The organism is Streptomyces sp. CB02058 (assembly GCF_001905505.1).
Lineage (GTDB): Bacteria > Actinomycetota > Actinomycetes > Streptomycetales > Streptomycetaceae > Streptomyces.
In genome coordinates this window covers 104,462-117,464 of record NZ_LIPG01000005.1, presented here as the reverse complement: position 1 = coordinate 117,464, position 13,003 = coordinate 104,462, and the positions used below count along the sequence as shown (strand labels likewise).

Below are 13,003 nucleotides of genomic sequence, written 5' to 3'. Positions count from 1 at the left end.
CGGATTCCAGCGGCCATATGTTCGGACGCGGCCCCCGGGCACCGCACCGCTCCCGATAGGCTGGGCGGATGACGCGAGCCGAGCAGCCACCGGTCGTGAGCCCCACCTCCGACACACTTGCCGCAGACTCACGCGAGCGCGCCGTACGAGCCCTGTTGCGTGTTCCCCCGCTCAGGCGGTTGTGGAGCGCACAGCTCGTCGGAAGTATCGGCGATTCACTCGCCCTTCTCGTGCTGGTGTTGTTGTCGCTGCAGGCGGCGGTCCTGGAGGGCTCCTTCGGGGCCGGATACCGCGGGGCGGCCTTTGCCGTCGCCGCCGTGTTCGGTGCCCGGATTCTTTCCACCGTGCTCTTCGGAGCCGTGCTCCTGGGGCCCCTGACGGCGCTCACGGCGCCCGCCGGTCCGGTGGACCGGCGCTGGCTGATGATCGGGGCGGACGGGCTGCGGCTCGCTCTGCTGGTCGTCGCGCCCCTGTGGATCGACTGGATGCCGGACAAGGCACTCATGATGATCCTGATCACCGTCTTCGTGACCGGTGTCGGCGAGCGGCTGTGGACGGTGGCCAAGGAGAGCGCGGCGCCCGCGCTGCTCCCGCCCCCGCCCCCGGAGGGCGCCGCCGTGCGCCCCCTGCCCGACCACCTCGACGCCCTGCGCAGGCTCTCGCTGCGCACCGATTTCCTGGCGGTGCCGGTCGCCGCCGCCGTACTCGTGGTCGCCGCACTGATCGGTGAGCTGCTCGGTACGGGCTTCGACTGGTTCTCCGTGCACCAGGCCGCCCTCGGCTCGTACGTCGCGGCGGGACTCTTCTCCGCCTCGATCTCCACCCTGTACTTCCTCGAACTGCCGGACACCCGCACGCCCCGCCCGCGCTCCCCGCTGGAGGGCCTGCGCAGGCCCTCCACCGGAACGGGTCCCGACAAGGGCCGCACCGGCAGCATCCGGCTGGTCGTCGCCGCGTGCGCCCTGGTCGCCGGGGCCATCGCCGCGGCGGCGGGCGTCTCCGTACTGCACGCCTCCGACCTCGGGGGCGGGCCCGCCACCTTCGCGCTGCTGATCCTGGTCCTGACCGGGGGCACCGCACTCGGCATCCGTACGGCGCCCAAGGTGCTGCCCGCCCTGTCGCGGCGCCGGCTGCTCGCCCTGGCCATCGCCGTCACCGGGGTGGCGCTCCTCGCGCTCGGCCTGGTGCCGGACACGGCCACCGGGCTGCTGATCGCCCTGGTCGCCGGTTACGCGGCCGGGGTCGCCGCCAACATCGGGCATACGGTCATCGACCAGGAGACGGAGGCGTTCCGGCAGGCCAGGTCCACCGAGCACCTCCAGGCCGTCGTCCGGGTGCTGGTCGCGCTCGGCGCGGTGGGCGGGCCGCTGGTCGCCGCAGCCATCGGCCGTCACCGTCTCGGATCGGGCGACTTCGTCTTCGCGCACGGTGGGGCGGCGTTCACGCTGATGCTCGTCGGCGCCCTGCTGCTGCCCGTCGCGGTGATCGTCCTCGCCAAGACCGACGACCGGGCCGGAGTGCCCCTCCGCCGTGATCTGCGCGAGGCGCTGCGCGGTGGTGACCCCGCCGTGGCGCCCGCCGCGAACGGCTTCTTCCTCGTCCTGGAGGGCGGCGACGGAGCCGGCAAGTCCACCCAGGTCGAGGCACTCGCCGACTGGATCCGAGCCAAGGGGCACGAGGTCGTCGTGACCCGCGAGCCGGGAGCGACCCCGGTCGGCAAGCGGTTGCGCTCGATCCTGCTCGACGTGTCGTCGGCCGGGCTTTCCAACCGCGCCGAGGCACTGCTGTACGCAGCCGACCGGGCCGAGCACGTCGACTCCGTCGTCCGCCCGGCGCTGGAGCGCGGTGCGATCGTCATCTCGGACCGTTACATCGACTCGTCCGTCGCCTACCAGGGCGCGGGCCGAGACCTCGCCCCGACCGAGATCGCCCGTATCTCGCGCTGGGCGACGACCGGGCTCGTACCGCATCTGACGGTCCTCCTGGACGTCGACCCGGAGACCGCGCGGGAACGCTTCACCGAGGCCCCCGACCGGCTGGAGTCCGAGCCGGCCGAGTTCCACAACCGGGTGCGGTCCGGCTTCCTGACCCTGGCCGCGGCCGACCCGGCCCGCTACCTGGTGGTGGACGCGGGACAGGAGCCCGAAGCGATCACCACGGTCGTACGCCACCGGCTCGACCAGCTCCTGCCGCTCTCCGAGGCCGAGATCCAGGCCATGGAGGAGGCGCGCAGGGCCGCCGAGGAGGAGGCCAGGCGCAAGGCCGAGGAAGAGGCCGCGCGCAAGGCCGAGGAGGAGCGGCTGGAGCGTGAGCGGGAGGCCCAGCTCGCCAAGCTCCGCGCCGAGGAGGAGGAGCGCAGGCGCCGCGAGGAGGAAGAGGCGCGGCAGCGCGAGGCCGAGCGGCAGGCGGAGGAGGCCAGGCAGCGCGCCGAGGAGGCCCGCCGCCGTGCGGAGGAGGAGCGCGCCCGGATCGAGGCCGAGGAGCGGGTGCGCGAGGCCGAGCAGGAGCGGCTGCGCCAGCAGGCCCAGGAGGAGGCACGGCTGCGCAAGGAGGCGGAGGAACTGCGCCTGGAGAAGCAGCGCAAGGCCGAGGAGGCGCTGGTCCGGGCCGAGGAGGCCCGCAGCCGCGCCGAGGCCGAGGCCGCTGCCCGGGCGGAGGCCGAGGCCGCGAGGCGTTCCCGTGAGGCCGGGCACCACGAGTCGGGGCCGTCGGGCCGTTCGGGGCCGTCCGTGCCCGACAACGAGCTGACCGTGCCCACCCCGGTCGTGAATCCGAACGAGATCACGCAGCCGGTGCCGGTCGCGCGCCCGGACCGGCCGGTGCGGGACGCGGAGGAGACGACCGTGCTGCCGCCCGTGCGCGACGAGAACCCGTCGGACCGGGTGCCGCCGGGCATCTTCCGGGACGAGCGCGGTGCCTCCCGCCCCGAGGGCGAGAACGAGCGCACGCGGGAGCTGCCCCAGGTCAGCGACGACCCGCAGGCCGGGCGCGGCGCTCAGGACGGTTCCGGCAGGCAGAAGCGGCCGCGTCCCGACTGGGCCGAGGAGACCCCGCTCGACGATCTGCCGTCCCTGGCCGACGAACTGCTCGGGGGTTCCGACGACGACCAGGACGGCTCCGGCCGGGGCGGTCGCCGGCCGCGCCGCTGACGGGCGGGTGGTGACGGGCACGCCGCTCCAGGGCGGTGGGCCCGAGGACGGAAAGCCGGGATTGTCAGACCCTTCCCGCACAATGGGGAAGCGCTGGGAACGGGGCTTCCCCGCTCGACACCACCGGAAGGGCGGTGACCATGACCGTATGGGACGACCTGGTCGGACAGGACCGGGTGCAGGAGCAGCTCGGTGCCGCCGCCCGGGACGCCGATGCGCTGGTCACCGCCGACTCCGAGGGCGAGCCGGTGGCTCCCGGCTCGAAGATGACGCACGCCTGGCTCTTCACCGGCCCGCCCGGATCCGGCCGGTCCACGGCCGCCCGTGCCTTCGCCGCGGCGCTCCAGTGCGTCAGCCCGGACCGCGCCCTGGGCGGGGCGCCGGGCTGCGGCTTCTGCGACGGCTGCCACACGGCGCTGATCGGGACCCACGCGGACGTCGAGGTGATCCGCACGGATCTGCTCTCCATCGGCGTGAAGGAGACCCGCGAGCTGGTCCGCCGCGCCCAGCTGTCCCCGGCCGTGGGCCGCTGGCAGGTCATCGTCATGGAGGACGCCGACCGTCTTACCGAGGGCGCGGGCAACGTCCTGCTGAAGGCCGTGGAGGAGCCCGCGCCGCGCACGGTGTGGCTGCTCTGCGCCCCCTCCCTCGAAGACGTGCTGCCGACGATCCGCTCCCGCTGCCGCCATCTCTCGCTGCGTACGCCGCCGGTGGACGCCGTGGCCGATGTGCTGATCAGGCGTGACGGCATCGACCCGGAGCGGGCCGCGTCCGCCGCCCGCGCCACCCAGGGGCACATCGGCAGGGCACGCCGCCTCGCCACGGACGAGCGGGCGCGCGCCCGGCGGGCCGCGGTGCTCAAGCTCCCTCTGCGCGTCCATGACGTCGGGGGCTGCCTCAAGGCGGCCCAGGAGCTGATCGACACGGCCACGGACGACGCCAAGCAGGTCGCCGAGGAGGTCGACGTCAAGGAGACGGAGGACCTCAAGGCGGCGCTCGGCGGCGTGGCCGGAGGCCGGATGCCGCGCGGCACGGCCGGTGCGATGAAGGAGCTGGAGGACAGGCAGAAGCGCCGGAGGACGCGAACCCAGCGCGACAGCCTCGATCTCGCGCTCAGCGAGCTCACCGGGTTCTACCGCGATGTGCTGGCGCTCCAGCTCGGCTCCCGGCTGGCCCTCGCCAACACCGATGTACGGGACGCCCTCGACCGGATCGCCGAGTCGTCCACCCCCGAGGGCACCCTGCGCCGGATCGAGGCCGTGATCGCCTGTCGCCGTGCCCTCGACCGCAACGTCGCGCCGCTGCTCGCCGTCGAGGCGATGACGATGGCACTCCGGGCCGGCTGACACCCGGGGGCCGGCCGGCTCGTCTGCTCCGCGTGTTCCCGCCTGTCCGGGGCGAGGACCTCTGGGCCGCTGGTGCGAGCGAATTCACCCGTACGAGCAGGGAATCGGCCGAGTCGTCCCTCGGCGGCTACGCTCCGGGGATGGACACCAGGCGCCTGCTCCGTACGTTCGCCACCGCGCTCGGCACTGCCGGCCTTCTCGTCTCCGGCTGCAGCAGCGGCAGTTCGGCGCCCAGCGCGTCGGCGACGGGTTCGGCCGCCGCCGAGGAGCTCGAACCGTATTACGGGCAGAAGCTGCGTTGGCGGGACTGCGGCGTCGAGGACTTCCAGTGCGCCACGATGAAGGCCCCCCTGGACTACGCGAAGCCCGACGACGGTGACGTGGAGCTGGCCGTCTCCCGCAAGAAGGCCACCGGGCCCGGCAAGCGGATCGGCTCGCTCCTGGTGAACCCCGGCGGCCCCGGCGGTTCGGCCATCGGCTACCTCCAGGGGTACGCGGCCATCGGCTACCCGGCCGCCGTCCGCGCCCGGTACGACATGGTGGCCATCGACCCGCGCGGTGTGGCCCGCAGCGAGCCGGTCGAGTGTCTGACCGGCAAGGAGATGGACGCCTACACGCAGGTCGACCAGACCCCGGACGACCGGAGCGAGATCTCCGAACTCGACAAGGCCTTCGACACGTTCGCGAACGGCTGCGAGAAGCGCTCCGGCACGATCCTCCCGCATGTCTCCACGGTCGAGACCGCGCGTGACATGGACATCCTGCGCTCCCTGCTCGGCGACGAGAAGCTGCACTACGTCGGCGCCTCGTACGGCACGTTCCTCGGCGCGACGTACGCCGATCTCTTCCCCGCCCGCGTGGGCCGTCTGGTCCTGGACGGGGCGATGGACCCCTCGCTCCCGGCGATCGACATCAACCGCGACCAGACCGCCGGCTTCGAGGCGGCGTTCCAGTCCTTCGCGGCGGACTGCGTGAAGCAGGCGGACTGCCCGCTCGGCACCACGAACACGTCGGACGCCGCGACGGCGCTGAAGAAGCTCTTCAGCGATCTGGACTCCGCGCCGGTGAAGACCGGTGGGAGCAGGCAGCTGACCGAGTCCCTCGGGACCACGGGTGTGATCGCCGCCATGTACGACGAGGGCGCCTGGCCCCAGCTCCGCGAGGCCATCGCCGCCGCGCAGAACGGCGACGGCTCCGGTCTGCTCGCCCTGGCCGACAGCTACTACGAGCGGGATCCGAGCGGAAAGTACGCCAACCTGATGTTCGCCAACGCCGCGGTGAACTGCCTCGACCTGGAACCCGCCTTCGCCGACGCCTCCGCGGTGGAGAAGGCGCTCCCGGACTTCGAGAAGGCCTCCCCGGTCTTCGGCAGGGGCTTCGCCTGGGCGGCCCTGAACTGCGGCTCCTGGCCCGTCGAGGCCACGGGCACCCCGCACCGCACCGAGGCGGAGGGCGCCGCTCCGATCGTCGTGGTCGGCACCACCCGCGACCCGGCCACTCCCTACAAGTGGGCCGAGGCCCTCGCGGAGCAGCTCTCCTCCGGGACCCTCCTCACCTACGAGGGCGACGGGCACACGGCCTACGGCCGGGGCAGCGACTGCATCGACACGGCGATCAACACCTACCTTCTGGAGGGCACCCCGCCCAAGGACGGCAAGAAGTGCGGCTGACCTGCGGATACGGCCGCGAGGGCGGGCGGTACGGAGCACCCCCGGAAACTGTGTAGACTTGGCGTCGCTGCTGACCGCACCATGGTGCGACAGAGCGTGCCGCCTTAGCTCAGTTGGCCAGAGCAACGCACTCGTAATGCGTAGGTCTCGGGTTCGAATCCCGAAGGCGGCTCATCTGAAACCCCAGGTCACATAGCCCGTGACCTGGGGTTTTCTGTTGCTCGGGGCATGCGGCGTCACACGGCCCAGGTGCCGTGACTTTGCTTGCGTGAGCGGTGCCCGTGAGCGGAGCCGCTCGGGGACCTACTTCTTGGGCTTCTGGCGCTTCGCCTTCTTGGCGGCCTTGGCTTGGGCTTTCGTCTGGTCCTTCTTCGGCTTGCCGCCCTTGCCAGCGCCGGTCTCCTTGGCCGCAGCCTTCCTGGCCTTTTCCTTCTTCGCAGCTTTGCGCGCGGCCTTCTCGGCCTCGGCCTTGCGCTGGAGCGGTACGAGCTTCGCGGTCGCCTCGGCGGCGCTCTTGCCCACGTGGGGGAGCACGCTCTGGTAGATGTCACGCGTGATCCGGGTGTCGCTGTGCCCGAGGGTGTCCGACACGATCTTGATGTCGATGTCGGCGGCGAGCATGAGGGTGGCCGCGCCGTGCCGCAGGTCGTGGAGGCGGATGGGCGGTAGGCCGGAGGCGGCGACGAGGCGCTCGAAGAGGTCGGTGACCTTGCCCGGATGGAGCCAGGAGCCGTCCTCTTGGGTGAAGACGTGGCCTGTCTCGACCCAGGCTGTGCCCCATTCCTCGCGAGCCTTGCCCTGTCGATCGCGGTGTCGCTTCAGGACGTCGACGGTGTCGTCGTCGAGGGCGACCACGCGGGAGCCGCTGTCGGTCTTGGGGTCGGACGCTTCCACTTCCCAGCCGTCCTGGACGAGTTGGGAGGAGACGGTGAGAAAGTGAGTGTCGAGATTCGTCTCCGACCATGGCTGCCCGCACGCCTCGCCACGGCGCAGGCCCCGGAAGGCGATCAGGTGCCACATCGCGTAAAGCCGGTCCTCGGCGACGAAGTCGAGGAAGGCACCGGTCTGTTGAGGCGTCCAGACCATCACGGGGGACGGCTTCTCGCCGGTCTGCTCCCACTTGGCGACCCGTTCGTCCGTCCACGCGAGTGCCTTCGGTTTGCGCACGGGGTCGATCTCGACGTGGGCTGCCGGGTTGAACGTGATGATCTGCTGCCCGATCGCGTCGTTCAGGGCCGCGCGGAGGGTGGCTTTGACGTGCTGGCGCGTGGCAGGGCCGGTGATGCGGCGGAAGGGCGGCATTTCGTCGATCGCGGCCTTCATCGCCTTGCGGCGGGCGCGGTGTTCCGCGCCCTTCCATGGGATGGTCGCCAACTCGTCTATCGCGGAACGCCGTTGGGCGTTGTCCTCCAGGATCTCAGCGTTGGCGTCGCGGATGTTCGTGAACAACTCGCTGAGGTGGCTGACGCGTAGCCGGTCCAGACGCCGGTTGCCGATGCGCGGCTTCAGGTGGACGCGTATGTCGGTCTCGTAGCGGTTGAGGCCGGACTTGCGTATGCGCTTGCCGGCCAGCCACCGGTCGAGCCATTCGGTGACGGTCAGGCTGCCGATGAGGTCCTGACCGGAGTTGAGGCGCCGCCGAGTCTCCTCGACCTCGGGCAGAGAGGACCGTTCGCGGCTGACCTCGGCCAGCATCTCGGCGATCAGTTCGGTGCCCTCGGGGTCCCCGGCCAGCCTGGTGCCCACCTGCACTCAGCCCAGGCCGACGGTGCTATAGCGGACGGGTACGACGGTCCGGCCGACGCGGACCCGGCGAGGGGTCTGGAGACCATCCCCGATATGGAGCCGACGCCGGGCTCGGAGCTACTGGACGAACTGCGCTCCCAAATAGCCCAGTTCGTGATTCCGCCCTCTTCCGAGGCGCTGGACGCGACCACCCTGTGGGTGGCGGCGACGCAACTCCAGCCTGCGTGGCAGCACGCCCCACGGCTGGCAGTGGTGGGACCTGCGAAGCGGTGCGGGAAGTCGCGGCTGCTGGACGTGCTGACCGAGACGGTGCACGAGCCGATGCTCACCATCAACACCACGCCGGCGGCCATCTTCCGCTCGATCAACGAGGAGGAGCCGCCGACGCTGCTGGTGGACGAGGCCGACACCATCTTCGGCCCCAAGGTCGCGGAGAAGAACGAGGAGACGCGCGGCCTGCTGAACGCCGGTCATCAGCGCGGCCGGTACGTCACCCGGGTCGTTGGCAACGACCACACCCCGCACAAGTTCGCCACCTTCGCCATGGCAGCCATCGCGGGCATCGGAGATCTGCCGGACACCGTCATGGACCGGTCGGTCGTCATCCGCATGCGCCGCAGGGCCGAGGGCGAGAAGGTCAAACCCTTCCGCTCGCGACGCGACATCCCGGCCCTGCACGAGCTGCGCGTCCGCATCCGTACCTGGGCGCTCCCGCTACTGGAGGACGCCGCGAGCCTGGAGCCGGAGATGCCGGTCGAGGACCGAGCCGCCGACACCTGGGAGCCTCTGGTGATCGTCGCCGACCTGGCCGGTGGGCGCTGGCCGCGGCTCGCGCGGATCGCGTGCGCGCGGATGGTCGCCGCCGAGGTAGCGGCCGAAGAGGAGCACCCCAGCGGGGCGCGCATCCTCGCCGACATCCGGCGAGTCTTCTTCGCCCAGCGGGAGGTGGACAGCCTGTCCACCGAGGACCTCCTGCACTACCTGAACGCGGACGCTGAAGCGCCGTGGGGAGAGCGAGGACGCTACGGCCTGACCGCCCGGGAACTCAGCGCGATGCTGCGCGACTACGACATTCGGCCCGGCAACGTGCGCATGGCCGACCGGTCCCAGCGCAAGGGCTACATGCGCAGCAAGTTCCTCGACGCGTGGCGGCGGTACTGCCCGACCGTCCACCCAGTCGACGCTCGTCGAGGCGAAGGCTGACCCCCACCTCCCTGGTTGCCGTACTTGCCGTCCCTGCCGTGATCTCGCAGGTCAGGGCATACATCGGCAAGACGGCAGCCGAGGGCAAGACGGCACGCATGCGCCTCAACGCACGTAGCCAGCCAAGGGACAGCGTCCAGATCCGTCTTGCTCCGTCCCAGGCGTCCGCGCCGTATCGCCGCAGGTCACGGACCCGCTCATTGGGACGGCTGCCGCAGCGCAGCCGTCCCAGCAGGTGCAGGTACGCGGACAGAGGCCGAATCGGAAGGCGCGCGGTCCTTGTCCCGACTCGGGACAAGACGACAGCGCTTCCTGTCGAGACGGCGCGTTTGGCGCGCTGCCGTACCGCGCTGACCTGCACGTGCAACGCACAAGACGGCAAAGACGCCCCGGACCACTACCCCCAAGGAGCTTCCCGCTTGACCGCCCCGCCCCTCACCACGTCATCGCCGCAGATACGAGACGTCGCCCGCGCCGAAGGCCAGCGGCCGAAGCGTGTTGACGCAGAGCGGCTCGCACTCGGCGCTGCCGGCCTCGTGATTGTGGCCCTGACAGCCGGAGCGTTCTGGCTGTCCTACGCGCACCTCGCCGATGTCGCCGGCCAGCACGGGCTCGGCGCATCCCCCATCCGCCGCTGGGCCTGGCCCGCCACCCTGGACGCGTTCATCGTCACGGGCGAACTGCTGATGCTGAGGGCTGCATTGCGCCGCACAACCGACCTCTGGGCGATCGCCGTGACCGCTGCCGGATCGTTCGGCTCCATCGCGTTGAACGTCGCTGGGGTCAGCGGTACGGGCAGCGAACGCAGCGTCCCGTTCCTCAACTACGTGGTCGCTGCCGTTCCTCCGGCCGCCGCGATGGTCGCCTTCGGCGTCCTGATGCGACAGATCCACCAGCTCGTCGCACCGGCCGACGACTCCTCGGACACCGGTTCCGTATACGCACGGAACCGGCCGGTCGGTCACCTCGGCGACGGTCGATGGCACGACGCTGCTGCGGACGATCCGCAAGTCTCTGGCGAGGAGCGGACGGAATCTACGCCCCAGGCGCCAGAAGCGAAGTCGACTGGCGGCCGTCCGCCCAAGGCGACCATCGCGGAACTGGCGGAGATCGGCCGGGCCACCGGTTATCAGCACGGCAAGCTCACGCGCGACCTGCTCCGAGCTGCCGTGAAGGACCGGAACCTGACGATCGGTAGCGCGCGGCAGACCGAAGTCATGGAGTTGCTCCGGCCGGAACTCGAGGCTGCCGGCATCAAGGTCTCCGGCGGCTGACGCCCGGCGTGCTCGGGCGACCGGAACCCTTCCGGTCACCCGAGCACCCGCCGGTCGCCCCGCATACTTCCACACCCGTGGACAGCGCGATGGCCCACGCCAGCGGGTCGCCGTGATCCTGTTCACCGAGCCGTATCTGGAGCATCGTCCATGCAGCACAGCCAGCACCTACCTGACGAAACTCCCGCTGAGCCGCTCACCTCGACACAGTCCCCTACGCTGCTGTCACGTCTGCGGCGGGCGTTCGGACGGACGGCTCCTGGCGGAGCCAGTAGTACCCCGAGTCCGACTCAAGGCCGGTCTTCGGGGATCTCCGCCCCGGGGGTGGCGGAGACGGCCCAGCGCCAGGGGGCGCCGGAGCGGGAGGTCGGGGCCGAGGGCGGCCCCGACCCGGACACGCTCCACGCCGTACAGCACGAGATTCTGCGTCCCGTCCGTGCCGCCGAGCCTCCCGCGCACAGTGTCCAGCCGACCATCCGCCGATTCACCGGAGACAAACGCACGGAGCGTATCGGCCCTCTGCGTTTCACCACCGGTCAGCTCGCTCAGCTTGAGGAGGCCACCGCCGAGCATGGCTACAAGGGCGCGGGCGGCTTCGCCGCCGATGTCGTCGTCGCCTTCATCACCGGCCGGTTCACCGCCAACCTGCCGTTGTCAGAGGACCGCCGCCGTACCCACATGTTCCGCGCCCAAGTGCTGCGCGAACTTAACCGCATTGGCGTCAACGTCAACCAGATCGCCCGTGCTCTCAACAGCGACCTCACCCCGCCCGACGTACGCCAGTGCCTTGAAGAACTACACGAGCTGCTGGAGCTGATCGCCGACGCCCTGCGCGAACCCGCCGACAGGATGGAGGTCTGACCGGAATGATCGCCGCCATCAAGCCCGCCGGGTCCAGGACCCGCGGACTGCTCGCCTACCTTTACGGTCCCGGCCGGCACGACGAGCACTTCGACCCGCACATCGTGGCCGCCTTCGCGATGCTCGGTATGCCCGACCCCGGCCGCGACGAGAACGCGACGCTCACCGAACTCGCCCGCCACCTTGATGAGCCGGTACAGCTGCGCAACAGCGAATTCGGCAAGCCTGTCACCGACCATGTATGGCACTGCGCCGTCCGTGCGGCACCCGAGGACCGGCAGCTCTCGGATGCCGAGTGGGGCGAGATCGCAGGTCGCATCGTGCACGCGGCCGGCATCGCACCCGAAGGCGACGACCTGGCCTGTCGCTGGGTCGCCGTCCGCCACGCGGACGATCACATCCACATCCTCGCCACCACCGTCCGCGAAGACGGCCGCCGCCCCAAACTTCACAACAACGGCATCCGCGTCGGCAACGCGTGCCGCGAGATCGAAAAGGACTACGGACTACGCCAGTTGAAGAAGGGTGATGGAACCGGCAGCCGCCGCCCCAACCAGGCCGAGATGCACAAGGCCGAACGCCTTGGCTGGGAGCAGACCAGCCAGCAGTGGCTGGAAGACCGTATCCGAGCCGCCATCCCGCACGTCACCGAAACCGAGGAGCTTCTCGCGTACCTCGAAGCCGACGGCGTCGCGATCAGGCCCCGCCGCGGCCCTTCCGGAGACCTCCTCGGCTACGCAGTCGGCCGCCCTGGTGACGAGAACGACAAGGGGGAGCAGATCTATCGAGCTGGCGGAAAGATCGCTCCCGACCTCAGCCTCCCCAAACTGCGGGCCCGCCTGGAGACAGCAACATTCGAGGAGCACCCCACCGCGCGGCGCACCCGGCACACCACCCCCTGGCACCAGGCCACCGACGCCCTCGACACCCTTCACGCCGAGATCGCTGGCGCCACCGGTGACGAATCCGGCAGGGATGAGCGAGCCCAGGCCCACCTCGCCGCGCTCGGCGAACTGATGGAGGCCACCGCACAGCACGCCCCCGCGAACCTGCGCATCGAACTCAAATCAGCATCACGGGAGTTCGCCCGCGCCCAGCGCTCCCAGATCCGTGCCGAAGGCCGAGCCGCCGACACCGTACGCATCGCAGCCCGCGACATCATCCACACCGCCACCGGAGCGGACGGCAGCGCGCTCGCGGCCGTGCTCGCCGCCATGGTCTGGGCGGCGGTCCTCGCGCAGCGCTGGCACGAGGCAAAGAATCACGCCCACCAGTCCGACGCCGCCCGCCGGGCCCTCGACCACCTCCAGACCGCCGCCGACCAGGCCCTCGCCCCCGTGCTCGCCGATCTGGATCGCCGTCTGCCGCGCGAACAGGCCCGCCGCACTCTGGCCCGCGACGTCCGCGCCGCCGTCCCCGACCATGCCGAACGCATCCTCGCCGACGAGAACTGGTCTGCTCTTGCCGCCGTCCTCGCGGATGCGGAGGCCGGTGGCCACAAACCGCACCAGCTCCTCAAGGAGGCCGCCGAGCAACGCGAACTCGACACGGCCCGCCGCCCGGCGCGGGTTTTGATCACGCGCATCCAGCACACCGGCCGCAACCCCGTGCGTATCAGCCGGGCCGAAGCCGCACGCATCCGCTCGACGCGGTCGATATCAGCGGCCAGCACTACAGCCTCGGTCCAGCAGCGTCCACTGGAGCCAGTTGCCGCTCCGGAGCGAGGGAGCCGCCCTCGGCGGTAGCGATTGCAG

General features: G+C 71.0%; 8 protein-coding genes and 1 tRNA gene. 8 read left to right on the top strand and 1 reads right to left on the bottom strand.

Going from position 1 to position 13,003, the window contains the following annotated elements; all coding sequences use genetic code 11:
• Window positions 1-68: 68 nt before the first annotated feature.
• The 4 genes from tmk (at window position 69) to AMK10_RS25440 (ending at window position 6,337) form a co-directional block, all read left to right on the top strand.
• Window positions 69-3,149 carry a dTMP kinase gene (tmk, locus tag AMK10_RS25455; RefSeq protein ID WP_073750290.1) on the top strand — a complete coding sequence of 1,027 codons (3,081 nt, stop codon included), beginning with the start codon at window positions 69-71 and terminating at the stop codon, window positions 3,147-3,149.
• 140 nt (window positions 3,150-3,289) lie between these two features.
• The gene (locus tag AMK10_RS25450; protein WP_073750289.1) at window positions 3,290-4,495 is read left to right on the top strand and encodes a DNA polymerase III subunit delta'; all 1,206 of its coding nucleotides are present in this window, start codon (window positions 3,290-3,292) and stop codon (window positions 4,493-4,495) included.
• Window positions 4,496-4,635: 140 nt separating this feature from the next.
• Window positions 4,636-6,165 (top strand): alpha/beta hydrolase, encoded by a 1,530-nt coding sequence (locus AMK10_RS25445; RefSeq protein ID WP_073750288.1) that lies wholly within the window; start codon window positions 4,636-4,638, stop codon window positions 6,163-6,165.
• A 98-nt stretch (window positions 6,166-6,263) separates the two neighbouring features.
• Window positions 6,264-6,337, top strand: a tRNA-Thr gene (locus AMK10_RS25440).
• 131 nt (window positions 6,338-6,468) lie between these two features.
• On the opposite strand, the gene AMK10_RS38225 is transcribed toward AMK10_RS25440, so the two are convergent.
• Window positions 6,469-7,860: a tyrosine-type recombinase/integrase gene (locus AMK10_RS38225; RefSeq protein WP_073750996.1), complete on the bottom strand. Its 1,392-nt coding sequence runs from the start codon at window positions 7,858-7,860 to the stop codon at window positions 6,469-6,471.
• A 144-nt stretch (window positions 7,861-8,004) separates the two neighbouring features.
• On the opposite strand from AMK10_RS38225, the gene AMK10_RS25430 reads away from it, so the two are divergent.
• The 4 genes from AMK10_RS25430 (at window position 8,005) to AMK10_RS25415 (ending at window position 12,994) form a co-directional block, all read left to right on the top strand.
• Window positions 8,005-9,114 (top strand): DUF3631 domain-containing protein, encoded by a 1,110-nt coding sequence (locus AMK10_RS25430; RefSeq protein WP_241839682.1) that lies wholly within the window; start codon window positions 8,005-8,007, stop codon window positions 9,112-9,114.
• A 419-nt stretch (window positions 9,115-9,533) separates the two neighbouring features.
• Window positions 9,534-10,388, top strand: a complete 855-nt coding sequence (locus AMK10_RS25425) for a DUF2637 domain-containing protein (RefSeq protein ID WP_073750287.1) — start codon at window positions 9,534-9,536, stop codon at window positions 10,386-10,388.
• A gap of 324 nt (window positions 10,389-10,712) precedes the next feature.
• Complete coding sequence (locus tag AMK10_RS25420; protein WP_073750286.1) at window positions 10,713-11,249, top strand: MobC family plasmid mobilization relaxosome protein; 537 nt, start codon at window positions 10,713-10,715, stop codon at window positions 11,247-11,249.
• Window positions 11,250-11,254: 5 nt separating this feature from the next.
• Window positions 11,255-12,994, top strand: coding sequence for a relaxase/mobilization nuclease domain-containing protein (locus tag AMK10_RS25415; RefSeq protein WP_073750285.1), 1,740 nt, complete (start codon window positions 11,255-11,257; stop codon window positions 12,992-12,994).
• The last annotated feature ends 9 nt before the right edge of the window (window positions 12,995-13,003 follow it).